Here is a 26714-nt window from a genome sequence, read left to right as displayed (position 1 = left end):
AAGGGGAACTGACACGCCGGCCGTGGCCGGAACCGCCTTGGTCACCGCCGCGAGGAACCGGCGCGGGCGCCACCGTGTGAGCGGTAGACCACCGAGGCGGCGGTGAGGTCGGCGAGTGCGCTGCCGACCGATTTGAAGACGGTGATCTCTTCCTGGGTACGGCGGCCGGGGATGGTGCCGGCGCACAGGTCGGGCAGGGTGCCGGCGATGTCGTCCGGGGTGAGGAGGCCGGCATCCATGGGCTGAGTCAGATCACCGGATTCGCGCAGGGCCTGTGGTGTGTCGATGAAGATGGTGCCGCGGCGTACGCACTGGTCGTCAGCCTCTCGCATGGTGGGGCGGAAGCTGCCGATGAGGTCGAGGTGGGTGCCGGGTTGCAGCCAGTCGCCCTTGATGACGGGCTCGGTGGCAAGGGTGGCACAGCTGATGATGTCGGCTTCGCCGGCCGCGGGGGCCAGGTCGGCGACAGGACGGGCATCGAGCCCCTGTTGCCTCAGGGTGTCGGCCAGGCGATGGGCGTGGCTGACGGTCCGGTCGTAGACGAGCACTGTCCGGATGTCGAGGACGCTGCGGTAGGCCTCGGCGACGAGACTGCCCACATGCCCCGCTCCGACCACCAGGTGGGTGGTGCTCCCGGGTCGTGCGAGGTAGGTGGCGGCCAGAGCGGAGGTCGCCACGGTGCGGCGCCGGGTCAGTTCATTGCCGTCGATGATGGCCAGGTGCTCCCCGGTGGCGGCGCTGGCCAGAACGAACGCGGAGGACAGGGCCGGCCTGCCGTGGCGGGCATTGGCGGGAAAGACGTTGACGAGCTTGACACCCAGGAACTCGCGATGGGACCAGGCGGGCATGAGCAGGATGGTGGCGTCGGTATCGGCGTCGACGGTGTGGTGGTGGCGGGCAGGAGTGCTGGCGCCGTGAACGAAACCTTGCCGGAGCGCGGGGATGAGGTCGTGGAACGGCAGTGCGTTGATGGTCTGTTGGGCGTCGATATTCAGCATCGTCGTCTTTCGATCAGGCGGTCAGGCGGTCAGGCGTCGAGCGTGACGTCGGTCATGGGCATGGCCTGGCAGGTCAGGCACTGGTCGTCGGCCAGGTCCTCCGGGCAGGTGACCAGATGCGCGACCTGCCCGTCCAGAACGGTGATGGCGCAGCTCTCGCACTGGCCCAAGCGGCAGCCGCTGGGCAGACGGATCCCTTCCCGCTCTGCCAGTTGCAGCAGAGTGCCGTCCTCTTTGCGCCAGGTGACCTGGCGGTTGGCGCGGGTGAAGCGCACGGTGGCCTGTGCGCTGTCGGGGACGTCGACGCGCTGTGGGGCGACGTGGAACTTTTCGGCGAAGATGTCGAAGCGCGGCACGCCTCGGTCGACCAGGCCGATGGTGATGTCGGAGAGCATGTCCTCCGGCCCGCAGAGGTAGAACCGGGCGCGGCGTTCGATGAGTCGGGCATCGACGTCGGCGGCGCTGATGCGTCCGAAGTGGTGGTGATCGCGGCCGAGGACGTCGTGGGGTTCCGGTCGGCTGTAGTGGGTGTGGACGCGTAGCTGTCGGATGAGGTCCCGTAGTTCGCTCGTGCGGTTCCGGAAGGCGTGTGAGGTGGAATTCCGGCTGCCGTGGTGCAGTACGACCTCGGGGACGCTGCCGCCGCTGCGGGCCAGTGTCTCGAGGTAGCCGATGAACGGCGTGATCCCGATTCCGGAGGCGAGGAGCACGACTGGCCGGCTGATGTCGGGCGGGATGGCGAAGAGTCCCGCCGGCGCCGTCAGTTGTACGCGCTTCCCCTCACGCGCGGTGGCGTGTATCCGGCCGGAGACCTGTCCGCCGGGCACGCGGCGTACGGCGATGCTGTACGACATGCGGCCCTTGTCCTGCGCGGGGCCGGTCAGGGAGTAGCAACGTGCCGCTGATCGTTCCGCGCCCGCGGGGTCGGTGGTGGGGAAGCCGAGGGTGATGTGCTGGCCCGGCCTGAAGTCGGGCAGCTGCGAACCGTCGGCAGGTTCCAGGCTCAGGGCCAGGACGTCGGCTCCTTCCGGTACGGCGGAGGCGATGACGAACTCCTTGGTTCCCTCCCAATGAGAGGTCGCGATGGGCTGGATGTCGCAACTGCCGGACCTCATCGGCACCGACCCACTGATCGGGTCGCGTACGTCGTCGCCGATGAGGAGGTTGTAGTTGCTGCCGGTCTCGGCATAGGGATCGAAGCTCGGTAGTGCCAGGTCCGGAGCCTGCTGCCACCAGCCGTATTCGGCGCACACGACGTCATCGTGCAGATCGTGGTCGATACGTGCGCGCATGCGGATCGAGCCATTGCGCGTGGACAGCGCCACCCACTGGCCATCGCCGATGTTGCGCCGCTGTGCCAGTGCCCGGCTGATGTCGACAGTGGGCTCCGGGCTGCGCTTGCGGAGAGAGGACAACCCGTGGTGCTGGCTGTGGCAGAAGTGGCCGTTCTTCGCGCATGTCAGCGACAACGGGTAGCGGGAGTCGGGTCCGGTACCGGGCGCGGAATGGACGGGGACGGCGGAGTAGCCGTGCAGCGCGAGCCGTTCCGAGTACAACTCGACCCGTCGGGTCGGGGTGGCGAACCCGGTGACCTGGCCGTCTTCCGCGCTCTGGGCGTACTTGCGATAGACCGTTTCGAGGGGGACCCGGAGGCCCCCGGGATGGCGGCGGAGCTCATCGACGGTCAGCCCCAGGGGCCTCAGCTGATGATTCCAGCCGTCCGTGACGTCGCCGTCGAAGAAGTCGGCGCCCATGCCCAGACGCTGGGCGAGGTCGAAGACGACTTCGGTGTCGGAGCGGGACTGCCCCACCGGCTCCACCATGCGCGGCCGGAGCTGGACGTGTTCCTGAGCCCGTCGGCTGATCTCGAATCCCGCCTTGATCGCCTCGTGTTCCCAGGGGCTGTTGACCGGAAGCACGATGTCGGCGAACTGGGAGGTGGGGTTGGGGAAGAGGTCGAGGTGTACGTAGAAGTCGAGGTTGCGGAGAGCGGCGGCCGTGCGTCGTGGATCCGGCTGTGAGAGCACCAGGTTGCTGCCGAATCCGACCAGGGCCCGTACCGGATAGGGATCCTGGGACAGGATCGCGCGGCACAGATCCCGGCCGCTGATCCAGCCCTGGGCAGGAGGGCCAAGTGGGTGTTCCGCCATGCCGAGGGCCTTGGCCCGCTGGCCGTGCGGGAGCCGGGTCAGGTCGGTGACCGGATTCAGGGCGTGCCGCGGCCATATGACGTTGCCTCCGGGGGCGTCGTAGCTGCCGGTCAGCGCGTACAGCGTGGCGATGGCCCGCTCCGTCTGGGTGGCATTGGCGTGTTGCCCGACGCCGGTCCACGCGTGGTAGGAGACAGACCGTGCCCGGATGAGTGCGTCGGCGAAGGCGGTCAGCTCCGCTGGGGCGATGCCGGTGGTGCGGGCGGTCTTCTCCACGGTCCATGGCCGGCAGGCGTCCCGGTACCGCTCGAAGGCGGGCTCGCAGTCGACCGTGCCGGTACGTAGGCGCACTCGATGGGTGCCGTGCAGGGCGAAGCGGTCGGGGTTGCGCGCGGCGCGGAGCGTGTCGTACGGCCGCCAGGTGTCGTCCACGGTGTCCCAGACGACGTAACCGCCGAGGCCCGGATCAACCTCCTGGGCACGCAGAAAACGTCCTGTGTCACGGCGAACGAGCAGGGGAGCGTTTGTCCAGGCCCGAACGAATTCGTCGTCGTAGCCGTGACGTTCCAGCACGAGCCGGGCGACGCCCAGGGCGAGGGCCGCGTCCGTACCAGGGCGGACACGCAGCCAGTGGTCCGCTTCCAGCGCACTGGTCGAGCGGCGGGGGTCGATGACCGCCAGGCGGGCTCCCTCGGCTCGGGCTTGCGCGAGGGCCGCCGACTGCGCCAGCCATGTCTTGGCGGGGTTGTGACCCCAGAGCACGGCGAGGTCCGTTGCGGCGAAGTCCGCGGTCGGCAGTGAACTCCCGAACGTGAAGGCGTGGGCCCAGTCCTTGTGCCAGTTGCAGACCTCAGTGGAGTAGCAGGTGTTGGGGCTGCCGAAGAGGCGGATGAAACACTCGATCCAGTCGATGGAGTCCGACAGTGCGGTGGCACTGGGCGAAGTCACGGCGAAGGCCACAGCTTCCGCGCCGTCCTGAGCCTTGATCCGTCCCAGTTTCTCGGCGGTCTCGCTCAGCGCTTCCTCCCAGCCGATGGGCTCCCACTTGGGGTCCGGATCGGACTTGGGAGTGGTCCGCCGAAGCGGCTGGGTCAGGCGGTCGGGGCTGTCCACGATTTCTGGTGCCGCCCGTCCCTTCGGGCACATCGCCGCGCCCGTCGGATGCTCGGGGTCAGGCCGCACTCCCCGCAGAGCGCCTGCCTCGATGGTGTAGACGGCACCACATCGAGAGCGGCACAGAGTGCAGTACCCCTGCTTCTCAGTCATTATTACTCCTGAGTAACCGGTTACCGGCCACCGGTCGCCGGTAAGACGCTAAGATGCATCCAGGTGGGAGCCGCGTCAAGAAGAGATGAAGAGATGAGCCGAGAACCGATGGCACCCGACGCGCTGGCCGGTCCGCTTCAGCGCACGAACCTGCGCGAACAGGTCCTCGCCCTGGTCCGGCAGGCCCTGGTGTCCGGGGAGATCCGACCGGGAGACATCTATTCGGCCGCGGCCCTGGCGACCAGGCTGGGCGTCTCCAGCAGCCCGGTCCGGGAAGCCATGCTGACACTGGTGAACGAGGGCCTCATGGAGCCGGTCCGCAACCGCGGCTACCGAGTGATCCCCATGAGCGAGCACGACCTCGACGAGGTCTACACCATGCGGTTGCTCTTGGAGGTCCCCGGCACGCTGCAAGCGGCCGCGAATGCCCAGCCTGAGGACCTCACGCGCCTGGCGGTCATCGCAGACGAGATCGAGAAAACGGCTCGGGAAGGCGATGTCGTCGGCTTCCTCGAAGCGGACCGGCGCTTCCACCTCGGCCTGCTCCAACTCTGTGGCAACCGGCGCCTGGTGACCACTGTCGCCGCGATGCGGGACCAGACCCGGCTGTACGGCCTCGAGGCACTTGCGGAACGGGGGGTTCTCGACAGCTCCGCCCATGAGCACCACCACATGCTCGAGGCGATCGCCCGCAATGACATGAACGGCCTGGAAGATCTGATCCGCCAGCACCTGCTGCACATCCGCTCCGACTGGGCCCGGCCCGACAGCGCCTCCCCCGCTCGCGATCGCCGAGCATGATCGAACAGCAGGCGGCGGCGGTCGGAGCGGTGGAAGTCCGCGCCGCCGCGAACGCTGTCGACCGGCTGGACCTCGCCCAGCGCCTCCACCCCACGAGCCAGGCATTCCGGGAACCGCGCGTCCGGCACCACCCACGCGATCTCGATGTCGCTGAAGCCGTCCGCCGCCCCTGATGCCAGCGAGCCGGCCAGCTCCGCGCTCGAGCCCGGGCAACACCGCCTCAGCGCGGAGCACACCTCGGCGGCCAAGGCGGCACGGTCGGTCTCCCTCGCCATGACGCACACCGTAGTCCGCGGTGAGCGGTGGCGGTGGCGGTGGCGGTGGCGGGTGCGAACGGGCCAGGCTCAACCGCGTGAGAGGGTCGCGGCCGGTCGGTTCGGGTGCCGCTGGCCCTGCGGTGCCCGGGGCCGATCGCCGGGGCCTGCTCCGGCACGGTGAGCGCAGGTGTCCTCGGCCGTCGGTCGACCGGGTGACAGGTGTGCCACGAGTCCGGGCCCCTATCCAGGAGTGAGGTTCGCACTCATCGGACCGCGCCCGCGGGGCGGTCGGTGATCGGAAGGGAGAAGGGTATGGCCACGTTCAACACGGAGATCTTCACCGGCGGAGGGGGCTGGCAGCAGGACGAACCCCTCAGTATCAGCATCAGTAACCGCGGAGATGTCGTCCCGCAGGACGGTGGCCCCGCGACAGGGACCACCGTCACATGGAGCGGCTCCAACGCCGGGTCGGGCAGCGTCACCTTCTTCGACGACGGCAGCCGCTTCGAGGGCACCGCCCAGTTCCCGGACGAAGGGCCCGTCGGCTACCGGGGAACCCTGAGCGACTGACCAGCCGCCTTCTGGCGGGGCCGCCGTTCTCGAGAGGGTCCTCTTCGTGGGCGGGTCATCGGCCGAAGGGGCCCGAGCAGCCGGAGCCGACGGCTCCGAGTACGCCGGGCCCCTTCCTGCCGTGCGGCGGCGGGCCCGGACCACGTGGTCTACGCGATGAGCGGGAGCACGCTGATGGTCTGCCCGGCTCTTGACCGAGCCGCGGCATCACCCGATGTTCCACCAGTGGCTTCGACGTCGCCGCCACCGTCTTTCGGGCTCGCCACGCCGACGGACCAGGTGCACGCCGAGCTGGTCGACGCCACGACGGGGCGTGGGGCAGAAATGGGCCGCCGACTGCTCGATGACCCCGACCGAGCCAGGTCCGAGGCCACCGATGCGGTGCGCCGCCTCTGGAAGGCAGCTGTGGAACCGGAGTGGCCGTGCATGCGGCAGGCGCTACGTGCCGAGATGCTGGACCGGGCCATCCAGGTCAACCGGGAGGGGCTGCGCGCGGTCCTGCCGCGCCTGCACCACTCCGCGGCGTGCGAAGGCGACACCATCACCGTCGAGTCGACCGTCGACATCGACCTCGACTGCCCTGAGGGACTCATTCTCGTTCCGTCCTGGACGCGGCCTCGCCGCGAGCCGCGGCCATGACCGGTCTGGGAGCCGCCCGGACCACCTCGCCTGCGTCGGCCCGGCCGCCTGGGGCCAGTGGGAGGGATGGCACAACCGGCTGCGTTTGTGAGGATGCTGTGGGTGACGGGACATAGGGCTTCCGGCTTCCGGAGCCCCTCCATACCCTTCAGTTTTCATGACGAAGGACAACGCGCAGCAGTCCCAGGGGTACAACGGACACGGCCGCAGACGCTTCCTGACGGCGACCGGGGCAGCCGTCGCCGGAGTCGTCGGCGGGGGAACGGTCGGCGCCTTGGGGACTGCCGGCAGCGCGGCCGCGGCCTCCTCCGGCAAGCGCGTCGCCGTCCTCGGCGGCGGAGTCTCCGGCCTCAGCGCCGCCCACGAACTCGCCGAACGCGGCTACGAGGTCACGGTCTACGAGTACTACGACGCCCTCGGCGGCAAGGCCCGCTCCATGGACGTCCCCGGGACCGGGACGGGCGGCCGCAAGCCGCTTCCCGGCGAGCACGGCTTCCGTTTCTTCCCCGGCTTCTACCGGAATCTGCCGGACACCATGCGCCGCATCCCCTTCCCCGGCAACGCGAACGGCGTCCACGGCAACCTCCGCGGCGGTACGGAGGAGTTGTTCGCGCGCGGCTCGGGCCGCCCGGACCTGCACTTCCCGCTCCGCCGGGTCACCACCCCACCCGCTCCCGGCGACCTCACCCCGTCCTGGATCCGCGACCAGATCCTGTCGGTGCTGGATCTCGCCACCCACCTGCCCGCCGACGAGGCCGCCTACTTCGCCGACCGCCTCCTGGTCCACCTCACCAGTTGCGACGCCCGCCGCGAGGGCCAGTGGGAGAAGGTCCCATGGTGGGACTTCATCCGGGCCGGCGAGATGAGCCGCGAGTACCAGGTGCTCCTCGGCATCGGCCAGACCCGTAACCTCGTCGCCACCCGCGCCGAAACGGCCTCCACCCGCACCGTCGGCCGCGTCATCATCGAGGCCCTCATCCTGTGGGGCCTGCTCGGCCGGGGCATGGACGGCGACGCGGACATCGACCGGGTGCTGAACGCCCCGACCAGCGAGGCGTGGATCGACCCCTGGGAGAGTCATCTGCGCTCCCTGGGCGTCGAGTTCGTGCTCGGCACCGAGGTCCGGGAGGTGGTGTACGGCGGCGGCCGGGTGACCGGCGTACGGGTGGCGGCGCGCGACGGCGGCCGGCAGCGCACCATCACCGCCGACCACTACGTCTCCGCCCTCCCGGTCGAGCACGCGCGCGTGACCTGGGGCCCGGCCCTGCGCGCCGCCGACCCGCAGCTCGGGCGGTGCGACGCGCTGAAGACGGACTGGATGACCGGTGTGATGTTCTACCTGCGCACGCCCACCCCCGTCGTGCACGGCCACATCAACTGCCTCGACTCCCCATGGGCGGTCACCGGAATCGGCCAGACGCAGTTCTGGGACGTACGGGACTTTTCGCGCGACTACGGAGACGGGCGGGCCCACGAGTGCCTGTCCACGATCATCTCCGAGTGGGACAAGCCCGGCATCCTGTACGGCAAGACGGCCCGCGAGTGCACCAAGGACGAGATCGTCGCCGAACTGTGGGCCCAGCTGAAGGACGGGCTGAACGACTCCGGCAAGACGACGCTCAGGGACGAGGACCGGCTCGGCTGGTTCATGGACCCGGCGGTGACGGGCCTCGGCGGCCCCGATCCGCAGAACCGCGAACAGCTCCTCATCCACCCCACCGGCACCCTCCACCACCGCCCGTCGGCGAGGACGGCGGTGCCGAACTTCTTCCTCGCGGGCGACTACGTCCGTACGGATGTGGATCTGGCGACCATGGAGGGCGCCAACGAGTCCGCACGACGCGCCGTCAACGCACTCCTGGACGCGGACAATTCGGGCGCCGAACGGTGTCACATCTGGGAGTTGTTCCGGCCGCCGGAGATGGAGCCCCTGAAGCGGGTCGACGAGGTGCGCTATCGGCTGGGGCTGCCCAACACCTTCGACCTGGGTTGACATCCTCTCCCCCCTGAAGGGGGAGATTCCCGCCTACCGCGTCGTTGAACGCTGCGGTGTCGAGTGGGTTCCTGCTTCGCTGCGCGGTCTTCCGGGCCGGTCTCCACGACGAAGGACGCGACGTACCGGCCCGCCGAGTCCTTGACCACCGTCACCGCGGACGGCGTCGACGGCAACGTGCGGGACGGGACCACTTCACCTTTCCGGGGCGAAACCGTGCCCGCAGTGCGGTGCGGGCGCCGAAGCCGGGGCCGTCGGCCGCGCCGGCCCCGGGTTCCCCGGCCGTGCCGAGCGCTCCGCACGTTCGCGCGTAGTGGCGCAGGGCGTCCTCGAGGATGTCCACCTCCTTTGGAGGTGCGCCCTTTTGGGGCCCGTAGACCGCGGCCGCGCCCTTCGGTCGGAGCAGCGGGTTGTCGACGTCGCTCGCCAGTACGAGGTCCACCTCCGCGAGCCGGGGGTCAAGATCGGACAGGTCGGCCTTCGCGAGCCGGGCCAGCGCGGCCCCGCCGGGGCCGACCGAGGCGCCGGAGGCGTCCAGGAACCGCGCGCCGAGCGCCGCCAGCATCCTCGTGCCGCCGGCCGTCGTCGCACTGCCGCCGACGCGCCCAGGGCGATCGAACGGGCACCGGCGTCCAGCGCGGCGCGCAGCACTTCGCCGGTGCCGTACGACGTGGCGGTGAGCGGCGCGAAGCCGCCCGCCGGGAGGTGTCGCAGCCCGGACGCCTCGGCCACTTCGACGACCGCGGAGGCGTTCCGCAGGGCGTAGGCGGCGGTCACCGGCTTGCCCACGGGTCCGGTCATGCGTATCTCGCGCCGGCCGAACCCGGCCATGGCCGCGGCGTCCACCGTCCCGTCACCGCCGTCGGCGACCGGTACGGACACGACCGACGCGTGGGGGGCCGCCCGCCGGAGCCCGGCGGTGAGCCGTTCGGCCACCTGAGCCGCGGTCAGCGGCGACCCCTTGAACTTGTCCGCCGCGATCAGTACGCGCACTCGTTCCCCTCTCCTTCCGGGCCGGGCGGCGATCCATCCGGCGTCGTCCGTCGACGCGGTCAGGGGGCTGTCGCACCAGGTCGCGTACGCGGGCGGCCACGCGCGGCTCGCATCGCTCCAGCGCCTTGGCCAGTCCGTCCGGATCGGTCAGCGGGCGCCCTTCGACGACGTCCCGCGCCCATGCCGGTGCCGCGCCGCACTCGGTGATCAGGATCTGAACCGCCTGGGCGGCGGGCAGCAGGTCGAACCAGCGCAATACGAGCGTGGCGAGGCCGGCGGGGGTGGGCTCGCCGAACAGCCGGAGCCGCGCCAGGCCACCGTCGGGATAGATGGCGAGCTTGACGTGGCTGACGGGGCGGGAGGCGTGGATACGGAAGCGGTGCCGGGTGTCCCGCTGGAGCCGGGTGCGCGGCAGCAGGTCGAACCAGGCCCCGGGGTCGTCCGGGTCCGCCACCGTGGCGTCGATGCCCCACAGCCGTGCCGACCCCGGGGAGTTTCCGATGAAGTACGAGGTGTCGAGCGCCGCTTGGGTGAGATGTCCGCGCGCGGCGAGTTCGACGATCACCCAGTCGTTGCCGCCACCGCGGCGTCGGCGGGTTTCCCATCCGTCGCCCATCACCCGGGGGTGGCCAATTCCTCGAACTCCGCGATGTTGTCGAGTTCGGTTCCCATGGACACGTTGGTGACGCGTTCGAGGATGACCTCGACAACCACCGGTACCCGGTACTCGGCCATCAGCTTCTTGGCCTCTTCGAGGGCGGGCGCGATGCGGTCGGGCTCGAGCACGCGGACGGCCTTGCAGCCCAGCCCCTCGGCGACCTTGACGTGGTCGACGCCGTAGCCGCCCACCTCGGGGGCGTTGACGTTGTCGAAGGACAGCTGGACGCAGTAGTCCATGTCGAAGCCGCGCTGCGCCTGGCGGATCAGACCGAGGTAGGCGTTGTTGACGACGATGTGGAGGTAGGGGATCTGGAACTGGGCGCCGACGGCGAGTTCCTCGATCATGAATTGGAAGTCGTAGTCGCCGGAGAGGGCGACGACGGTGGCGTCCGGATCGGCGGTTGTCGCGGAACTCCGCGGCGCGGCCCGGCCAGGAGACCAGGCCCCGGTCGCCCCCGAGCATGTCCCCGGCGAAGAAGTTCAGGCCGGTCAGGCGGACACCGGCGGCGCGCACCGCCCGCACGAAGGCATCGGCCTCCGCGTCCGTCGGCACGGCCGTCGGGTAGGGCCACCAGAACTCGACCGCGTCGAACCCCGCGGCCTTCGCGGCGGCCGGGCGCTCGAGCAGCGGCAGCTCGGTGAACAGGATCGACAGATTGACCGTGCAGGGAAGACGGCTCTTCACCAGTGCTCCCCGCCGAGGCTCTTCAGGTACGGACGCCAGCCACGGAAGTCGGTGATCTCCTTGTGGACGTCCCTCTCCAGCTCGCTGCGGTAAAGGACCATCGAGAAGGACGCGGAACCGTCCTGGAGCCGGATGATCCCGAACTCCAGTTCCGGCGGCTCGGCGGGCAGCAGTTGGTCGCGCAGCACCTCGTCGGGGATGTCGTAGACCTCGCCCTCCACCGCGGTGCCGACAGCGGGGTCGGGCAGTAGCCCGGGGCAGGTGTCCCGGATCGAGAAGAAGCGGTGGCCGGGGGCGGTGCGGGTCCGGGCGACGAGGGGGGCTCCGCGCAGATGGTGATGGAAGGGGCCGCCCTCCATCGCCTGGCCGTTGAGGAACATGCGCGCCATGGGATCTCCCTTGAGCGTCGGGATCTCGAGCCTTCTGCGATGCGGATAGTATTTTCTGCTACAAAAAGCCTTGACAGGCCCTCACGGCGGACCTATACATCTGCCAATCGAAAAATAAATTCCGCATGACGAAAAGCGCCGCGGCCCCGCCTCATCTGCCGCCGAGGTCTTGCCGGCGGACCCGGTCAGCGGCCCTGGTCAGCCGCCCTGGTGGAGTACGGCCCGGCCCAGGAGGTTCTCGACGTGAAACCCATCCATCTGCTCGGCGCGATCCCGTTCCTCGGGATCCTCGGGGGGATCTTCTTCGCGAACCGGGTGACGCCCTACGTCCTCGGTATGCCGTTCAACCTCTTCTGGCTGGTCATGTGGGTCGTGCTGATCTCGGCGACCATGGCCGTCATCTACCGCCTGGACCCGGCGAACCGTGAGGAGCAGAGCTCATGATCGCCCTCGCCGTCATCTTCGCCTTCCTGCTCGCGGCGCTGGGGCTGGGGCTGCGCGCCCGCCGTGGCAGGGACATGAATCTCGAACAGTGGTCGGTGGGCGGCCGCGGCTTCGGGACGGTCTTCGTCTTCCTGCTGCTGGCCGGCGAGATCTACACGACCTTCACCTTCCTGGGCGCCTCGGGATGGGCCTACGGCAAGGGCGCGCCCGCCTACTACATCCTCTGTTACGCCTCGCTGGCCTACGTCCTGTCGTACTGGCTGCTCCCGGCCGTGTGGCGCTACGCCAAACAGCACCGGCTGATCTCGCAGTCCGACTTCTTCGTCGCCAAGTTCAACAGCCCGCTGCTCGGCGCGCTGGTGGCCCTCGTCGGAGTCGTCGCGATGGTGCCCTATCTCGTCCTCCAGCTCAAAGGGCTGGGGATCATCGTGTCCATCTCCTCCGACGGCCGGATCTCCTCCCACTGGGCCGTCGTGCTCGGCACGGTGGCACTGACCCTCTATGTGACGATCTCGGGCATCCACGGCTCGGCCTGGACCTCGGTGCTCAAGGACGTCGTCATCCTCGCGATCGTCCTCATCCTCGGCATCTACCTGCCGATGCACTACTTCGGCGGTGTCGGGGAGATGTTCCACGCGGTGGACAAGGCCCACCCCCAGCTCCTCACCCTGCCCTCCAGCGGCATGAGCGCCTCGTGGTTCGCCTCCACCGTGCTGCTCTCGGCGGTCGGCTTCTACATGTGGCCGCACAACTTCAGCGCCTCCTACAGCGCCCAGAACGAACGCGTCTTCCGCCGTAACGCCGTCTTCATGCCGCTCTACCAGCTCATCCTGCTCTTCGTCTTCTTCGTCGGCTTCACCGCCATCCTGGTCGTGCCCGGCCTCAAGGGCGCCGACGCGGACCTGTCCCTGCTGCGCATCACCACCGCCACCTTCCCCTCCTGGTTCGTCGGCATCGTCGGTGGCGCCGGGCTGCTCACCGCACTGGTCCCCGGATCCCTGCTGCTCATGACCTCCGCGACCTGCCTGGCGAAGAACGTCTACCGCCTCGCCCGGCCCCACACCAGCGAGCAGCACATCGGCCGCCTCGCACAACTGCTCGTCCCCGCCCTCGCCCTGGTCTCCCTCTACTTCACCTTCAACGGCGGCAGTTCGATCGTCTCGCTGCTGCTCATGGGCTACGCACTGGTCACCCAGCTCTTCCCCGCACTGCTGGCGAGCCTCGCGCCACGGCAGTTCGTCACCAAAGAGGGAGCGGCGGCGGGCATCGTCGTCGGAGTCACCACGGTCGCCGTCGTCACCCTCTCCGGAGCCACGGTGGGCAGCCTCCTGCCGGGACTCCCCCAGGCGGTGAAGGACCTCAACGTCGGCGTCATCGCCCTCGTGCTCAACACCGTGGCCATGGTGGGCATCTCCGCCGTCACCCGCACCGCGAGCCCCGCCCCCGCAACCACCGCCGCCCTGCGCCCCGAACCCGAAGCCACGGCCGGCACCGGCTGACCCGCTCCCCCGGGCCGGGCCCTCATATGGGCGCCCGGCCCGGGGGTCCCGCCGCCAGGTCCATGGCCTGGCGGTCAGTTGACGTCCGGCTCGACTGCCGGGTGGTCGCCGGGCAGCCCCCTACGGCGGGTCGTCGCCCACAGCAGCAGGGCGGCGAGGCTGAAGGACGCGCCGAGAACCGTCACCGCCGGCCAGCCCGCCGTCGCGTAGGCGAGGGAGGAGCCGAGGGCGCCGAGGCTGCTGCCCGCCGAGTAGAAGACCATGTAGCCGCCGATGATCCTGCTGCCCGCGTCGGGCCGGACGGCGTGGATCAGGGTCTGGTTGGTGACGTGGACGGCCTGTACGGCGAAGTCCAGCAGGACGGCGCCGATCGCCAGCGCCCACAGCGATTGCCGGGTCAGTGCGATCGGGAGCCAGGAGAGCGCCAGCAGTGCGAGGCCGACACCGGTCGTGCGCTGGGCGAGTCCCCGGTCGTTCCAGCGCCCGGCCACTCCGGCGGCGACCGCCCCGGCCGCCCCGGCGAGCCCGAACGCTCCGATCGCGGTGTGCGACAGCGACCACGGCGGACCGCTCAGGGGCTGTGCCACGCCGCTCCACAGCGTGCTGAAGGCTGCGAACACCAGCAGGGCGAGCGCGCCCCGGATCCGCAGCAGCGGATGGCGGGCGAACAGGGTGACGGTCGAGGCCACCAGTCGTCCGTACGACGCCTCACGCACCCCGGCGGACGGTGCGCCCAGGGGCAGAACACGACGCAGCAGCAAGGCGAGGACGGCGGTGACGCCCGCGGACGCCAGATAGACCGCCCGCCAGCCGGCGAGGTCGGCGAGGACACCGGCGGCGGCGCGGGCCAGCAGGATTCCGGTGACGATACCGCCGGTGACCGTCCCGACGGCACGGCCGCGCCGGGCGGGCGGGGTCAGAGCGGCAGCCGCCGCGACCATCGTCTGGGCGACGACGGCGAGCAGCCCGACCACGGCGAGCGCGCCGAGCAGCGCCGCCACGCCCGGCGCCAGCCCGGCGGCCAGGAGTGCCAGTGCCAGCAGCCCGAGCTGACCGGTGACCAGCCGCCGGCGGTCGAGCAGGTCGCCGAGCGGCACCAGCGTCAACAGGCCCACCGCATAGCCGAGTTGAGTCACGGTGACGATCACGCCGAGCAATCCTGAGCCGACCGCGAACCGCTCGCCGAGGGTCACCAGCAGCGGCTGGGCGAAGTAGACGGTGGCGACGGAGCTGCCGCAGGCGAGGGCGAGCAGGGGCACGAGCCCGGCGGGCGGCGATGCGTCCGACGCCGACGCCGCGGCAGGCGCCTGGTGACCGCCGGTCCCCCCGGCCCCCCCGGTCCCGCCGCCCGCATCCGAGCATTCGATCGCCATGCCGGCACACCTTCCATTCGGTTGCATCTTGCTACCGACGTGACAGTAGACGTGCGAGGTAGCATGTTGCAACCATCTCTGGAGGAGATCCGGGGAGCCGGAGGAGAGGAGCCACGGATGGTCGCCCGCACCCGTTTCGACGCCGACCCCTGTCCCGTCGCCCGGACCGTGAACGCCATCGGCGACTGGTGGTCGCTGCTGATCGTGCGGGACGCCTTCGACGGCAGCCGCCGCTTCGGCGAGTTCCAGCGCAGCCTCGGCATCGCCAAGAACATCCTGGCGGCACGGCTGCGCGCACTGGAGGAGGCCGGGGTGCTGCGCGGCGAGCCCGCGCCGGACGGCGGGTCCCACCGCGAGTACCTCCTCACGGACAAGGGCCGCGCCTTGTTCCCGGTGATCGTCGCCCTGCGCCAGTGGGGCGAGGAACAGTGCTTCACCCCCGGCGAGGACCACTCCCGCCTACTGGACCGCCGGACCGGCCGCCCGTTGCGCCCTTTGCGGATTCAGGCGGCGGACGGACGGACGGTGGAGCCGGAGGACACGGTCGTGGAGAAGGTGCGGGAGAAGGAGGCCGGGAAGCGAGGGTGATCTCCGGCAGGTGACAGGGTTTGTTGCCGCAGTAGTTGCCGCATCCGAGTCCCGCGCGCACACCGGCGGCAATACGATGCGATCACACGACCCCGCCTCTCCGTCACGGTGGCCATCATGAACAGCGTGTACTCGCCCATCCTGGAGCTCAATCTCCTCCGGGAGTTCGACGACAAGTTCGGGACGCACAGCTACGCGGATGGCTTCGAGCTGCTCGACTACGACGACAAGAACGAGCTCAAGGGCTGGCTGGACGATCCGAAGAACCCCAGCCGCGCCGAGTTCTTCGACCAGCTGATCCCCTTCGCACGGGCCACCGGCAGCGGTTCGGGCTACGCGCTGTGGCGGTTCGACGGCCGGGCCGACCTCGCGGACCTTCCCGTCGTGTTCCTCGGCGACGAGGGCGACGTCTGGGTCCATGCGCGCAACCTGCGAGAGCTGCTCCGGCTGCTCCCCGTCGAACGCGACGTCGCCTACGAGGACGAGGATCTCGACGAGCTCTTCCCGGCACGTCAGGAGTACCTGATCTGGCTGGACCGGAACTTCGGTCTCACCCCGCCAGACGAGGACGAGGAAGCGGCCATCGGCAAGGCGGCCATGTGCGCGTTCGGCCCGCGGTTCGCCACATGGCTGGCACGGTTCACGAACGAAGGCGTGATCGATGACATGGTCAGGCTGCTGGACAGTTGAGCCCGGCGCGGGCGGCCGCTCAGGAGGTCTCGGCCCGGGTGCGACGTGCCTCGTGGAGGAGTTCGCCCCACCACAGCAGCTCGTCGAGCATCGCCTTCGCGGCGCCGTTCGGGCCCTCCGGGTCCCGTAGCTCGCCCTCCGGGCCGAAAAGCTCGTAGTAGCGGGGGAACGTCACGACATTGCGCACCGTGTGGGCCTGGAGTTCGGCGAAGACCTGGCGGAGCTGCTCGATGGCGAGCAGGCCGCCGCTGGCTCCGCTGTAGCCGACGAAGCCGATCGGCTTGGCCTCCCACTCCGTGTAGTGCCAGTCGATCGCGGCCTTCAGGGAGGCGGGGAAGCTGCGGTTGTAGTCGGGCGTCACCACGACCACCGCGTCGGCCCGCTCAAGCCGCCGGGTGAGGTCCGCCATCCCGGCAGGGCGGGCCATACGGGGTTCGAGGGCGGGCGGCACCGCCGGGAGGGCCAGTGGCAGGGCGGTGTCGGCGAGATCGACGAGGCTCACCGTGAAGCGGCCGTACTCCTCGGCGCGTTCCGCGAACCACTTCGCGACCACCGGGCCGAAGCGGCCCTCCCGGACACTGCCGATGATCACCGCGAGGTCGAGGGACGCACCGTTCTGGGGCTCCGTGGTCATGGTTGTTCAGCACCTTTCCTTGTGCTGGGGTCCGTTGGATCGCCTTCGAATCTGCCGGGGCCACCGGGTGCCAGGAAGGCCGGGCCGAGACTGGTAGTGGCACGGCCACCATCCGCACCGGCGCGGCTGTTACGTTCACAGCGTGAGCGACAACGAGCTGGGGCTCTTCCTCCGCAGCCGCCGCGAGGCCGTGGCCCCCGCCGACGTGGGGCTGCCCACCGGGCCGCGCCGCCGGACGCCGGGGCTGCGCCGGGCCGAGCTGGCCACGCTCGCCGGGGTCAGCGTGGAGTATGTGACCCGGCTGGAGCAGGGGCGCGACCGCAGACCGTCCGCGTCAGTGCTCTCCGCGCTCGCCGACGCGCTACGGCTGACCGCGAGCGAGCGGGTCCATCTGCACCGGCTCTCCAAGGGCGCCGAGGGCGGGTTCACCTGCCGGGGCGGAGCGGTGCCCGGCCGTACGGTGCGGCCCACCGTGCGGGCGCTGCTGGACCGTCTCGAGCCCGCCCCGGCCGTTCTGCGCAACGGGCTGGGCGAGCTCCTGGCCTGGACGGAGGCGTACGAACGGCTCACCCGGCCGCTGGGGCTCCTCGATGCCCACGGCGCGGACGGCGGTCCGCCCAGCCTCGTCCGCTACGTCTTCACCGACCCGCGGTCACGCACCGCCTACCCGAACTGGGACCGGGTCGCCGATGACCAGGTGGCCGCGCTCAAGCAGGGGCCGTTCCGCGCGGACCCCCATATCGCGGCGGTCGCCGACGAGCTGACCGTGACCGCCGGTCCGGACTTCGCCGAGCGGGTGGCGACCCTGCCCGGTCTGCCGAGGGCGAACGGCGTCCTGCGTCTCGTTCACCCCGAGGAGGGGGAACTCCGCCTGGCGTACGAGACGCTGGAGCTGCCCGCCGACGACGATCAGCGCCTGGTGGTGCACATCCCCGCCGACGACGCCTCCGCCGCCGCGCTGGACCGGCTGACCGGCCGCCGGTCCGGAGCGCTGCGCGCGGTGTCCGGCTGAGACCGCTGGGGACGGCCGTCGGCCCGACCACGGCGGTCGAGGACGTGGCGGTCACGGCGGTCGAGGACGTGGCGGCGTTCAGCGAGGACGTGGCGGGGTTCAGCGCGGAATCACCCAGCCCGGTGCCCAGGTCCCGGCGGCGTCGTGGCCGGTCGCCGTGGTGGCGAGGTGGGCGCGGAGGGTGGCCAGCGCCGGGTGGGGGTTGTCGCGGTGCCAGAGGAGGGAGTGCGGGTAGACGGGTGTCGGGTCGGTGACCGGGATGCGGCGCAGGCCGTGGCCGGCGGGCCAGACGAGGCGGGTCTGCTCGCTCATGAAGGTGGCCAGGGCCGGGGTGTCGGCGATGGTGTCGAGGAGCGCGTCGGAGCCGAAGTTGGGGCCCGTCGCCTCGATGGTGAGGCCGAACTCGGCGACGAGGTCGTCGTAGTAGGCGGCCCATTCGGTACCGGGGACGATGCCGGGCATCCAGATCCGGTGCCCGGCGAGCTGGGCGACGGTCACCGACCGGGCGCCCGCCAGCGCGTGTGCGGGGCCGGTGAGCAGCTGGAGCGGCTCGTCGAGCACCCGGACGGACTCGATGTCCTCGGGAAGGGGTCGGCCGGGCATGGCGACGGCGCGGAAGGAGGCGTCGATCGTGCCGGACCGGATGGCGGCGACGGCCGTCTCGACATCGAACAGCATCACCACGTCGAGGTCGATCTCGGGGTGCGCACGGTGGAACCCGCGCATCAGGGCCGACTGCGCGGTGCGCGAGGCGATCACGTCGACGCGCAGCGGACGGCGGCCGGCGCGCACGGACGAGACCGCGCGCTCGGCGACGCGCAGCAGCTCGCGCGCGTGCGGCAGGAACGCCTGCCCGTCGATGGTGAGCTCGGCACCGCGCGGAGTGCGGGTGAACAGCCGCACGCCGAGGGCACGCTCCAGCGCGGCGATGCGCTTGGAGACGGCCTGCTGGGTGACCGCGAGCTCGGCGGCGGCCTCCTGGAACTGCCCCGCGTCGGCGGCGGCGACGAAGGTCCGGACGGTGTCGAGGTCCATGCCGAGACCCTAGGGTCACAACCATCGGTTGTGGCAGGCGGCCCCGCGGTTGTTTGATCCCTGGGTCCGGCGCTCGCTTTGATGCTTCCGATCGCGGGTCGGTTGTACGAATGAGTGGCGAGGGGGCGTCGGGTATGCGGAGCGGGCACTGGCCGGGACATCTGCTCGGACATCGGCTGGGGCGGCGGTTCGGGTGGCTCTGGGGGGCGTACGGGACCAGCGCGCTCGGCACATGGCTCGCCTTCGGCGCGTTCCCGCTGATCGCCATCCGGGTGCTGCACGCCGGACCGGCCGAGGTCGCCGCGCTCTCCTCCGTCGGGGCCGCGGTGGGCGCGGCCGCGGCGGTGCCGCTCGGCCCGTGGGTGGAGTTCCGCCGCAAGCGGCCGGTGCTGATCGCGACGGACCTGGTGCGGTGCGCGGCACTGCTGACCATCCCCGCCGCGTTCGCGTTCGGCGCGCTCACCTTCCTCCAGCTCCTGCTGGTCTCGGTCGTCGTCGCGGCGGCCGACATCACCTTCCGCGCCGCCTCCGGCGCGTACCTCAAGGCGCTGCTGCCGGCCGAGGACCTGCTCGTCGCCAACGCCCGGTTCGAGTCCACGGCCTGGACGACCACGATCATCGGACCACCGCTGGGCGGCGCCGCGATCGGGCTCCTCGGCCCGGTGGCGACGGTGGTGGCCGACGCGGTCAGCTACCTGCTCTCGGCCCTGGGCATCCGCGCGATGGGCGGGCACGAGCCGCGCCCGGAGCGCCGGGCGGCCGCGCGCATGAGGACCAGGGACCTGCTCGACGGTTGGCGTTACATCCTCGCCGACACGACGCTGCGTCCGCTGTTCTTCAACACCGCCTTGTTCAACGGCCTGGTGATGGCCGCCCAGCCGCCGCTGGCCGTCCTGATGCTGGGCCAACTCGGGTTCGCGCCGTGGCAGTACGGCCTCGCCTTCGCCGCGCCCTCGATCGGCGGGCTGCTCGGTTCGTGGCTGGCCCGACCGCTCGTCACCCGGTTCGGGCAGCACCCGGTCCTGATCGCGGTCGGAGCGCTGCGCGCGATCTGGCCCGTCGGCCTGGCCTTCGTGGAACCGGGCACCCGCGGACTGCTGCTGGTGATGGGCGTCGAGCTCGGGCTCATCTTCTGCTGCGGGGTCTTCAACCCCGTCTACGCCACCTACCGCCTCGAGCGCACCGCGCCCGATCGGGTCGCCCGCACGCTGTCCGCCTGGGCGGTGACGACCAAGGCCTCGACCGCGCTCCTGACGGCCGTCTGGGGCGTGCTGGGCGGCCTGCTCGGCCCGCGTACGGCCATCGCCCTGGCCGGGGTGCTCCTGCTGGCGACCCCGCTGCTGCTCCCCCGCCGCGCGGCAGCGCGCCTCCCGGAGCCGCAGCCGGAACCGTACTCGAGCCGGTCGAGCGGCAGCGCATGACGGGTCGCGACGAGGCCCGACTCGAGCACGCCGAGCGCCCCGTCCCGAGCCGCCGCTCCTGAGGCCACGACCCCGAGGCCGCCCCGCCGGGCAGATCGCCCCGAAGACCTCACCCGGCAGGGATGGCTTCGCCGCCGCCTTGGCCGCCTCTGACGAAGGACTCGACCATCGTGGCGGCTTCTGGCGTCTCGACCGCCTCAGCGATCACATGGGCTTCGGCCAGCCGTGCGCGTCGCGGCCCGTACCGCTGTCGCGCGCGGGTCGTCGGGCAGCAGTTCGGCCGCGTTCTTGCGCAGTACCGCGGTGCACGACGGCTCCAGCCCGAGCAGATCGGGCACCGCGCCACCGCCACGCCGAGCGCGGACGACCTCCACCAGGCGGACGCCCATCCCCTCGATCGCCACCGGGCGGCGCGGCAGCAGGGTCGGTACTCAGGGGCAAGGGCCCATCGACCAGCGCCGCTTCTACGAGCGGCTCACCGGGGATGAGCCAGGCCATATCGAGGGCGACCGCATGCCATCGGCGGGCGAGCAGCGGTCAGCCCTTGCGGGTCTTGACCTCCTCGGTCAGCTGCGGGACGACCTCGAAGAGGTCACCGACCACGCCGTAGTCGACCAGGTCGAAGATCGGGGCCTCGGCATCCTTGTTGACGGCCACGATGGTCTTCGAGGTCTGCATACCGGCCCGGTGCTGGATCGCCCCCGAGATACCCGCCGCGATGTACAGCTGCGGCGAAACGGTCTTGCCGGTCTGGCCCACCTGGTTGGTGTGCGGGTACCAGCCCGCGTCCACCGCGGCGCGCGAGGCGCCCACGGCCGCACCCAGGGAGTCGGCGAGCGCCTCGACCACGGGGAAGTTCTCCGCGCCACCCACACCACGGCCACCGGAGACCACGATCGCTGCCTCGGTCAGGTCCGGACGCCCGGTCGACTCACGCGGCGTACGCGCCACGACCTTCGTACCGGTCGCCTTCTCCGAGAAGGACACCTCAAGCGCCTCGACCGCGCCCGCGGCCGGGGCCGCCTCCACCGCCGCCGAGTTCGGCTTCACGGTGATCACCGGAGTGCCCCTGCTGACCCGGGACCTGGTGGTGAAGGCGGCGGCGAAGACCGACTGCGTGGCCACCGGACCCTCCTCACCGGCCTCCAGGTCCACCGCGTCGGTGATGATGCCCGAGCCGATACGGACCGCGAGCCGGGCCGCGATCTCCTTGCCCTCCGCGGAGGACGGGAACAGCACGGCGGACGGCGAGACGGCCTCAAACGCGGCCTGGACCGCATCCACCTTCGGAACGACCAGGTAGTCGGCGAACTCGGGCGCCTCCGCGGTCAGGACCCTCACCGCGCCATGCTCGGCGAGGGCGGGCGCGGTGTTCTCGGCACCGGAGCCGAGGGAGACCGCGACCGGCTCGCCGATGCGGCGGGCCAGGGTCAGCAGCTCCAGAGTGGGCTTGCGGACGGCACCGTCCACGTGGTCGACAAAGACAAGGACTTCAGCCATGGGAATCGCTCTCCTGCGACATGCGAAAGATCTGGACGGTAGGGACGGCGCGGCTCAGATGAACTTCTGACCCGCCAGGCAGCGTCAGATGAATTTGCGCTCCGCGAGAAAGGCGGCGAGCTGCTTACCGCCCTCGCCCTCGTCCTTGACGATCGTGCCCGCGGTGCGGGCCGGACGCTCGGTGGCGCCCTCCACGGCCGTCCAGGCACCCTCCAGCCCCACGTCCTCGGCCTCGATGTCGAGGTCGGACAGATCCCAGGAGGCCACCGGCTTCTTCTTCGCCGCCATGATGCCCTTGAACGACGGGTAGCGGGCCTCACCGGACTGGTCGGTCACCGACACCACCGCCGGAAGCCGCGCCTGAAGCTGCTCGGTCGCGGTGTCCCCGTCACGGCGCCCCGTCACCGTGCCGTCCTCGACCGACACCTCCGACAGCAGCGACACCTGCGGCACACCCAGGCGCTCCGCCAGCATCGCCGCAAGCACGCCCATCGTGCCGTCCGTGGAAGCCATCCCGCAGACCACCAGGTCGTAGCCGGTCTTCTCGATGGCCCTGGCCAGCACCAGCGAGGTGCCCAGCGCGTCGGTCCCGTGCAGATCCTCGTCCTCGACGTGCACGGCCTTGTCCGCCCCCATCGACAGCGCCTTGCGCAGCGCGTCCTTGGCGTCCTCCGGGCCGACGGTCAGCACGGTGATCTCGGCGTCATCACCTGCCCGCTGACGCTCCTCGGCGATCTGGAGGGCCTGCTCGACCGCGTACTCGTCCAGCTCCGAGAGCAGGCCGTCCACGTCGTCGCGATCGACGGTCAGGTCTTCGGCGAAGTGCCGGTCGCCGGTGGCGTCGGGCACGTACTTAACACAGACAACGATCCTCAAGCTCACAGCGCGTTTCCTTCCTCTGCCCCCTGTTTGCCGGCGACCAGCGCCCTGAGGGCTCAGGCATCGTAGGTGTAGAAGCCACGACCGCTCTTGCGGCCCAGGTGACCTGCCGCGACCATGCGGCGCAGCAGGGCGGGCGGTGCGTACAGGGGTTCCTTGAACTCCTCGTACATCGACTCGGCCACCGCCTGGGCGGTGTCGAGTCCGATGAGGTCGAGCAGGCGGAGCGGCCCCATGGGGTGGGCGCAGCCGAGTTCCATGCCCCGGTCGATGTCGTCCGGCCGTGCCGAGCCCGATTCCACCATCCGCACCGCGCTCAGCAGGTAGGGCACAAGGAGGGCGTTGACGACGAAGCCGGAGCGGTCGGGTGCCTGGATGGCCTGCTTGCCGAGCTGCTGGACGAGGTCGCGGGTGCGCTGCACGGTCTCCTGGCTGGTGGTGAGAGCGGGGATGACCTCGACCAGCTGCTGCACGGGCACGGGGTTGAAGAAGTGCATACCAATGAGCTGGGCGGGCCGTTCTGTGGCGACGGCGAGGTCGACGATGGGAATCGAGGAGGTGTTGGTGGCCAGGATCGCCGCCGGGTCTTCCACGACCTTGTCCAGGGCGCGCAGGACGTCGGTCTTGATGTCGCGGTTCTCGGCGACGGCCTCGATGACGAACTGGCGGTCGGCCAGGTCACTCAGGTCGTGGGCGAAGGAAAGCCGGGCGAGGGCCTGGTCTCGCTGCTCCTCGCTGAACTTGCCGCGCCGTACGCCCCCGTCGAGGGAGGCGGTCAGACGACGGCGGCCCGCCTCGACGGCGTCCGGGGTGGCCTCGGCGACACGGACATCGATGCCGTTGCGGGCGGCGACTTCGGCGATGCCGGAGCCCATGAGACCGCAGCCGACGACGCCGAGACGGGTAACGGGATACATCTGAGGTCCTATCCGGTGAGCAGGTGGTGTGCCTGGGCTGGTCAGACGTTGCGGCGGTACTGGCCGCCGACCTCGAAGAAGGCGTCGGTGATCTGCTGGAGCGAGCAGACCCGGGCGGCGTCCATGAGGACGGCGAAGACATTGCGGTCACTCACCGCCGCGTCCTTGAGGGCGGCCAGCGCGGCGTGGGCCGTCTCGTGGTGGCGGGACTGGAAATCCCGTACCCGCGCGAGCTGGGACTTCTTCTCGTCCTCGGTGGCGCGCGCCAGCTCGATGGCGTCGGGCGCGGCGGTGTCCGCATGCGGGTCGCGGAAGGTGTTGACGCCGATGATCGGCAGGGTGCCGTCGTGCTTGCGCTGCTCATACAGCATCGACTCGTCCTGAATACGGCCACGCTGGTAGCCGGTCTCCATGGCGCCGAGCACACCGCCGCGCTCGCTGATCCGCTCGAACTCCGCGAGTACGGCCTCCTCCACCAGGTCGGTGAGCTCATCGATGATGAACGACCCCTGGAGGGGGTTCTCGTTCATCGCCAGACCCCACTCCCGGTTGATGATCAGCTGGATGGCCAGGGCCCGGCGGACCGAGTCCTCGGTGGGGGTGGTGACCGCCTCGTCGTAGGCGTTGGTGTGCAGGCTGTTGCAGTTGTCGTAGATCGCGATGAGCGCCTGAAGGGTGGTGCGGATGTCGTTGAAGTCCATCTCCTGGGCGTGCAGCGAGCGGCCGGAGGTCTGGACGTGGTACTTCAGCTTCTGACTGCGCTCGTTCGCGCCGTACTTCTCCTTCATCGCCACGGCCCAGATGCGGCGGGCGACCCGGCCGAGGACGGAGTACTCGGGGTCCATGCCGTTGGAGAAGAAGAACGACAGGTTCGGGGAGAAGTCGTCGATGTCCATGCCCCGGGCGAGGTAAGCCTCGACGTAGGTGAAGCCGTTGGCCAGGGTGAAGGCCAGCTGGCTGATGGGGTTCGCGCCGGCCTCGGCGATGTGATAGCCGGAGATGGACACCGAGTAGAAGTTGCGGACCTTGTGGGCGATGAACCACTCCTGGATGTCGGCCATCATCCGCAGGCTGAATTCGGTGGAGAACAGGCAGGTGTTCTGCCCCTGGTCCTCCTTGAGGATGTCGGCCTGCACCGTGCCGCGCACGTGTCCCAGGGCGTGCGCACGGATTTCGGCCGTCTCCTCGGGCGACGGTTCGCGGCCCTCGGTCTCCCGGAACCGGTCGATCTGCTGGTCGACGGCGGTGTTGAGGAAGAAGGCCAGGATGGTCGGCGCGGGTCCGTTGATCGTCATGGAGACCGAAGTTGTGGGCGCGACCAGGTCAAAGCCGTCGTAGAGCGCCTTCATGTCCTCCAGCGTGGCCACCGAGACGCCGGATGTGCCGACCTTGCCGTAGTTGTCTGGGCGTTCGTCGGGGTCACGGCCGTAGAGGGTGACGGAGTCGAAGGCGGTGGACAGGCGGGTGGCCGGCTGGCCCTCGGAGAGCAGCTTGAAGCGCCGGTTGGTGCGGAACGGGTCGCCCTCGCCGGCGAACATCCGCGCCGGGTCCTCGCTGTCGCGCTTGAAGGGGAACACCCCGGCGGTGAAGGGGAAGTGGCCGGGCAGGTTCTCCCCGCGCCAGAACCGCACCAGTTCCCCGTGGTCGGTGAAGCGGGGCAGGGCGACCCGGGGGATCTTGTTGCCCGACAGCGACTCGCGGGTCAGCTTGGTACGGATCTCCTTGTCCCGGATCTTCACGACCTGCTCATCGCCGGAGTAGGAGGCGATGACGGCGGGCCAGTTCTCGATCCGCTCCGTGATGTCGTACGGGAGCTGCCTGCGGGCGTCCTCGAGCAGCGACCGCACGTTCCCGGCGTCGGAGCCCGCCTCCTCGAGCTCGGCCGTGACCGCCTCCAGACGCTGTACGCGCCGTGCCGCTTCGGCCAGTTGACCGGTCTCGGCGTGGTACCCGCGGACCGTCTCGCTGATCTCGGCGAGATAGCGCACCCGCTCCGCGGGAACCACCTGCCGGATGCCGGAGGAGTGACGCACGTCGACCGGCGCCAGGCTGCCCTCGGACAGCGGCAGGCCCTTCTCGGCCAGGACGGTCTTCAGGTGCTGGTGGAGCGCGGTGACGCCGTCGTCGTTGAACGTGGCCGCCGAGGAGCCGTACACCGGCATGTCCTCGGGCCGCATGGTGAACGCCTCGCGGTTGCGGACCAGTTGGCGGGCCACGTCGCGGAGGGCGTCCTTGGCGCCGCGCCGCTCGAACTTGTTGATCGCCACGACGTCGGCGAAGTCGAGCATGTCGATCTTCTCCAGCTGCGAGGCGGCACCGAACTCGGGAGTCATCACGTACATCGAGGTGTCGACGAACGGCACGATCGCCGCGTCGCCCTGGCCGATGCCCGGGGTCTCCACGACCACCAGGTCGAATCCGGCCGCCTTCACCACATCGATCACGTCGGACAGGTGCTCGGGCAGCTCACGGCCGCCGCGGGTGGCCAGACTCCGGAAGAACACCCGGTTGCCGTCGAGGGAGTTCATGCGGATGCGGTCGCCGAGCAGCGCCCCTCCCCCGCGGCGGCGGGTCGGGTCGACGGCGATCACCGCGATCCGCAGCTTGTCCTGCTGGTCCACCCGGAAGCGGCGCACCAGCTCGTCGGTGAGCGACGACTTGCCCGAACCGCCGGTGCCGGTGATGCCGAGCACCGGGGTGACCCGCGCCCCGGCCGCGGCGCGCAACTGCTCCAGGAAGACCGGTGGCAGCTTGCCGAGTTCGGCGCCGGTGATGGCGCGGGCGATGGCGAACCGGTCGCCCGCCAGCACGTCGGCGACATCGGCCGGTTGACGATCCCAGAGGCCGAAGTCGCAGTCCTTCATCACCGAGTTGACCATCCCGGCCAGGCCCATCCGCTGCCCGTCCTCGGGAGAGAAGATGGTCACTCCGCTGTCGCGCAGCCGGTTGATCTCCTCGGGCACGATCACACCGCCCCCACCGCCCACGACACGGACGTGGTCCGCGCCTTGCGCGCGCAGCGACTCCACGAGGTACTCGAAGTACTCGACATGGCCGCCCTGGTAGGACGAGACCGCGACACCGTGCGCGTCCTCCTCCAGCGCCGCGTCCACGACCTCCCGCACCGACCGGTTGTGACCGAGGTGGATCACCTCCGCGCCCTGGGACTGGAAGATCCTTCGCATGATGTTGATCGACGCGTCGTGCCCGTCGAACAGCGCCGAAGCGGTAACCAGGCGGACGGGGTGCACGGGACGGTGCAGATCGCTCATGAGGGCCTTCCAGACGGGTCAGAGGCGCCGACTGAAAAGATACTAGGAC

The 26714-nt window shown here is 70.4% G+C and carries 23 protein-coding genes and 2 pseudogenes; 11 read left to right on the top strand and 14 right to left on the bottom strand.

All coding sequences use genetic code 11. The annotated features are described in order from the left end of the window. Positions 1-41: 41 nt before the first annotated feature. Positions 42-998 carry a bifunctional Delta(1)-pyrroline-2-carboxylate/Delta(1)-piperideine-2-carboxylate reductase gene (gene lhpI / locus KHP12_RS03440; protein WP_086880288.1) on the bottom strand — a complete coding sequence of 319 codons (957 nt, stop codon included), beginning with the start codon at positions 996-998 and terminating at the stop codon, positions 42-44. Positions 999-1027: 29 nt separating this feature from the next. Beyond that, positions 1028-4414 carry a molybdopterin-dependent oxidoreductase gene (locus KHP12_RS03435; RefSeq protein ID WP_211831385.1) on the bottom strand — a complete coding sequence of 1129 codons (3387 nt, stop codon included), beginning with the start codon at positions 4412-4414 and terminating at the stop codon, positions 1028-1030. 108 nt (positions 4415-4522) lie between these two features. Between KHP12_RS03435 and KHP12_RS03430 the strand changes: the two genes are divergently transcribed. The 5 genes from KHP12_RS03430 to KHP12_RS03410 all read left to right on the top strand — a co-directional run bounded on the left by KHP12_RS03430 (position 4523) and on the right by KHP12_RS03410 (position 8674). Continuing rightward, positions 4523-5215 carry a GntR family transcriptional regulator gene (locus KHP12_RS03430; RefSeq protein WP_208652873.1) on the top strand — a complete coding sequence of 231 codons (693 nt, stop codon included), beginning with the start codon at positions 4523-4525 and terminating at the stop codon, positions 5213-5215. Continuing rightward, positions 5212-5388, top strand: a complete 177-nt coding sequence (locus tag KHP12_RS03425; protein WP_208652874.1) for a hypothetical protein — start codon at positions 5212-5214, stop codon at positions 5386-5388. The genes KHP12_RS03430 and KHP12_RS03425 overlap by 4 nt, the downstream gene beginning before the upstream one ends. Positions 5389-5784: 396 nt before the next feature. Then, on the top strand, positions 5785-6042 hold the full coding sequence (locus tag KHP12_RS03420) for a hypothetical protein (protein WP_086880291.1): 258 nt from the start codon (positions 5785-5787) through the stop codon (positions 6040-6042). Between the two features lie 225 nt (positions 6043-6267). Further along, positions 6268-6681, top strand: a complete 414-nt coding sequence (locus KHP12_RS03415) for a DUF5937 family protein (protein WP_246648395.1) — start codon at positions 6268-6270, stop codon at positions 6679-6681. Positions 6682-6838: 157 nt separating this feature from the next. Beyond that, positions 6839-8674 (top strand): hydroxysqualene dehydroxylase, encoded by a 1836-nt coding sequence (locus KHP12_RS03410; protein WP_211831384.1) that lies wholly within the window; start codon positions 6839-6841, stop codon positions 8672-8674. Between the two features lie 202 nt (positions 8675-8876). Here KHP12_RS03410 and KHP12_RS03405 read toward each other — a convergent pair. The 4 genes and pseudogenes from KHP12_RS03405 to KHP12_RS03390 all read right to left on the bottom strand — a co-directional run. Continuing rightward, positions 8877-9625: pseudogene (locus KHP12_RS03405) on the bottom strand (glycerate kinase); the annotation flags it as partial. Next, positions 9528-10283 (bottom strand): hypothetical protein, encoded by a 756-nt coding sequence (locus KHP12_RS50450; protein ID WP_246648394.1) that lies wholly within the window; start codon positions 10281-10283, stop codon positions 9528-9530. The pseudogene KHP12_RS03405 and the gene KHP12_RS50450, both read right to left, overlap by 98 nt. Next, a pseudogene (locus KHP12_RS03395) lies at positions 10283-10729 on the bottom strand (thiamine pyrophosphate-dependent enzyme); the annotation flags it as partial. The gene KHP12_RS50450 and the pseudogene KHP12_RS03395, both read right to left, overlap by 1 nt. Positions 10730-11008: 279 nt before the next feature. Further along, positions 11009-11401, bottom strand: a complete 393-nt coding sequence (locus tag KHP12_RS03390; RefSeq protein WP_086886026.1) for an allophanate hydrolase-related protein — start codon at positions 11399-11401, stop codon at positions 11009-11011. A gap of 243 nt (positions 11402-11644) precedes the next feature. Here KHP12_RS03390 and KHP12_RS03385 point away from each other — a divergent pair, with 243 nt between their 5' ends. Both KHP12_RS03385 and KHP12_RS03380 read left to right on the top strand, forming a co-directional pair. Then, complete coding sequence (locus KHP12_RS03385; RefSeq protein ID WP_044580669.1) at positions 11645-11845, top strand: DUF3311 domain-containing protein; 201 nt, start codon at positions 11645-11647, stop codon at positions 11843-11845. After that, on the top strand, positions 11842-13344 hold the full coding sequence (locus KHP12_RS03380) for a sodium:solute symporter family protein (RefSeq protein WP_211831383.1): 1503 nt from the start codon (positions 11842-11844) through the stop codon (positions 13342-13344). Before KHP12_RS03385 ends, KHP12_RS03380 begins: the two co-directional genes overlap by 4 nt. A 74-nt stretch (positions 13345-13418) precedes the next feature. On the opposite strand, the gene KHP12_RS03375 is transcribed toward KHP12_RS03380, so the two are convergent. Next, positions 13419-14717 carry an MFS transporter gene (locus KHP12_RS03375; RefSeq protein ID WP_211831382.1) on the bottom strand — a complete coding sequence of 433 codons (1299 nt, stop codon included), beginning with the start codon at positions 14715-14717 and terminating at the stop codon, positions 13419-13421. Between the two features lie 117 nt (positions 14718-14834). On the opposite strand from KHP12_RS03375, the gene KHP12_RS03370 reads away from it, so the two are divergent. Further along, positions 14835-15305 (top strand): winged helix-turn-helix transcriptional regulator, encoded by a 471-nt coding sequence (locus KHP12_RS03370; protein WP_086885912.1) that lies wholly within the window; start codon positions 14835-14837, stop codon positions 15303-15305. A gap of 117 nt (positions 15306-15422) precedes the next feature. Continuing rightward, positions 15423-15995 (top strand): hypothetical protein, encoded by a 573-nt coding sequence (locus KHP12_RS03365; RefSeq protein WP_086885913.1) that lies wholly within the window; start codon positions 15423-15425, stop codon positions 15993-15995. A gap of 19 nt (positions 15996-16014) precedes the next feature. Here the strand turns inward: KHP12_RS03365 and KHP12_RS03360 are convergent, their stop codons facing one another. Next, entirely contained in the window at positions 16015-16629 is a 615-nt protein-coding gene (locus KHP12_RS03360; RefSeq protein ID WP_086885914.1) for an NADPH-dependent FMN reductase, read from the bottom strand. A 142-nt stretch (positions 16630-16771) separates the two neighbouring features. Here KHP12_RS03360 and KHP12_RS03355 point away from each other — a divergent pair, with 142 nt between their 5' ends. Then, complete coding sequence (locus KHP12_RS03355) at positions 16772-17641, top strand: helix-turn-helix domain-containing protein (protein WP_086885915.1); 870 nt, start codon at positions 16772-16774, stop codon at positions 17639-17641. 99 nt (positions 17642-17740) lie between these two features. Here KHP12_RS03355 and KHP12_RS03350 read toward each other — a convergent pair whose 3' ends face one another. Continuing rightward, positions 17741-18676 (bottom strand): LysR family transcriptional regulator, encoded by a 936-nt coding sequence (locus tag KHP12_RS03350; protein ID WP_086885916.1) that lies wholly within the window; start codon positions 18674-18676, stop codon positions 17741-17743. A gap of 134 nt (positions 18677-18810) precedes the next feature. Between KHP12_RS03350 and KHP12_RS03345 the strand changes: the two genes are divergently transcribed. Beyond that, on the top strand, positions 18811-20097 hold the full coding sequence (locus KHP12_RS03345; protein ID WP_086885917.1) for an MFS transporter: 1287 nt from the start codon (positions 18811-18813) through the stop codon (positions 20095-20097). Positions 20098-20294: 197 nt separating this feature from the next. On the opposite strand, the gene KHP12_RS03340 is transcribed toward KHP12_RS03345, so the two are convergent. The 5 genes from KHP12_RS03340 to icmF form a co-directional block, all read right to left on the bottom strand. Continuing rightward, the gene (locus KHP12_RS03340; protein WP_211831381.1) at positions 20295-20486 is read right to left on the bottom strand and encodes a hypothetical protein; all 192 of its coding nucleotides are present in this window, start codon (positions 20484-20486) and stop codon (positions 20295-20297) included. Positions 20487-20634: 148 nt separating this feature from the next. Then, positions 20635-21597, bottom strand: coding sequence for an electron transfer flavoprotein subunit alpha/FixB family protein (locus tag KHP12_RS03335; RefSeq protein WP_210609007.1), 963 nt, complete (start codon positions 21595-21597; stop codon positions 20635-20637). Between the two features lie 84 nt (positions 21598-21681). Next, a complete protein-coding gene (locus tag KHP12_RS03330) occupies positions 21682-22479 on the bottom strand; it encodes an electron transfer flavoprotein subunit beta/FixA family protein (RefSeq protein WP_086882476.1) in 798 nt (265 codons plus the stop codon). A 53-nt stretch (positions 22480-22532) separates the two neighbouring features. Further along, positions 22533-23393, bottom strand: coding sequence for a 3-hydroxybutyryl-CoA dehydrogenase (locus KHP12_RS03325; protein ID WP_211831380.1), 861 nt, complete (start codon positions 23391-23393; stop codon positions 22533-22535). 41 nt (positions 23394-23434) lie between these two features. After that, the gene (icmF, locus tag KHP12_RS03320; RefSeq protein WP_211831379.1) at positions 23435-26665 is read right to left on the bottom strand and encodes a fused isobutyryl-CoA mutase/GTPase IcmF; all 3231 of its coding nucleotides are present in this window, start codon (positions 26663-26665) and stop codon (positions 23435-23437) included. Positions 26666-26714 lie beyond the last annotated feature (49 nt).

Origin of the sequence: Streptomyces asiaticus, from assembly GCF_018138715.1 — a bacterium.
GTDB classification, from domain to species: domain Bacteria; phylum Actinomycetota; class Actinomycetes; order Streptomycetales; family Streptomycetaceae; genus Streptomyces; species Streptomyces asiaticus.
The sequence above is the reverse complement of the archived record's forward strand: the minus strand, read 5'-3'. Positions and strand labels throughout refer to the sequence as shown.

Coding starts and splice junctions, on each gene's coding strand:
- lhpI (WP_086880288.1), bottom strand. CDS start 998: ATGCTGAATATCGACGCCCAACAGACCATCAACGCACTGCCGTTCCAC.
- KHP12_RS03435 (WP_211831385.1), bottom strand. CDS start 4,414: ATGACTGAGAAGCAGGGGTACTGCACTCTGTGCCGCTCTCGATGTGGT.
- KHP12_RS03430 (WP_208652873.1), top strand. CDS start 4,523: ATGGCACCCGACGCGCTGGCCGGTCCGCTTCAGCGCACGAACCTGCGC.
- KHP12_RS03425 (WP_208652874.1), top strand. CDS start 5,212: ATGATCGAACAGCAGGCGGCGGCGGTCGGAGCGGTGGAAGTCCGCGCC.
- KHP12_RS03420 (WP_086880291.1), top strand. CDS start 5,785: ATGGCCACGTTCAACACGGAGATCTTCACCGGCGGAGGGGGCTGGCAG.
- KHP12_RS03410 (WP_211831384.1), top strand. CDS start 6,839: ATGACGAAGGACAACGCGCAGCAGTCCCAGGGGTACAACGGACACGGC.
- KHP12_RS50450 (WP_246648394.1), bottom strand. CDS start 10,283: ATGGGCGACGGATGGGAAACCCGCCGACGCCGCGGTGGCGGCAACGAC.
- KHP12_RS03390 (WP_086886026.1), bottom strand. CDS start 11,401: ATGGCGCGCATGTTCCTCAACGGCCAGGCGATGGAGGGCGGCCCCTTC.
- KHP12_RS03380 (WP_211831383.1), top strand. CDS start 11,842: ATGATCGCCCTCGCCGTCATCTTCGCCTTCCTGCTCGCGGCGCTGGGG.
- KHP12_RS03375 (WP_211831382.1), bottom strand. CDS start 14,717: ATGGCGATCGAATGCTCGGATGCGGGCGGCGGGACCGGGGGGGCCGGG.
- KHP12_RS03370 (WP_086885912.1), top strand. CDS start 14,835: ATGGTCGCCCGCACCCGTTTCGACGCCGACCCCTGTCCCGTCGCCCGG.
- KHP12_RS03365 (WP_086885913.1), top strand. CDS start 15,423: ATGAACAGCGTGTACTCGCCCATCCTGGAGCTCAATCTCCTCCGGGAG.
- KHP12_RS03360 (WP_086885914.1), bottom strand. CDS start 16,629: ATGACCACGGAGCCCCAGAACGGTGCGTCCCTCGACCTCGCGGTGATC.
- KHP12_RS03350 (WP_086885916.1), bottom strand. CDS start 18,676: ATGGACCTCGACACCGTCCGGACCTTCGTCGCCGCCGCCGACGCGGGG.
- KHP12_RS03345 (WP_086885917.1), top strand. CDS start 18,811: ATGCGGAGCGGGCACTGGCCGGGACATCTGCTCGGACATCGGCTGGGG.
- KHP12_RS03340 (WP_211831381.1), bottom strand. CDS start 20,486: ATGGGCGTCCGCCTGGTGGAGGTCGTCCGCGCTCGGCGTGGCGGTGGC.
- KHP12_RS03335 (WP_210609007.1), bottom strand. CDS start 21,597: ATGGCTGAAGTCCTTGTCTTTGTCGACCACGTGGACGGTGCCGTCCGC.
- KHP12_RS03325 (WP_211831380.1), bottom strand. CDS start 23,393: ATGTATCCCGTTACCCGTCTCGGCGTCGTCGGCTGCGGTCTCATGGGC.
- icmF (WP_211831379.1), bottom strand. CDS start 26,665: ATGAGCGATCTGCACCGTCCCGTGCACCCCGTCCGCCTGGTTACCGCT.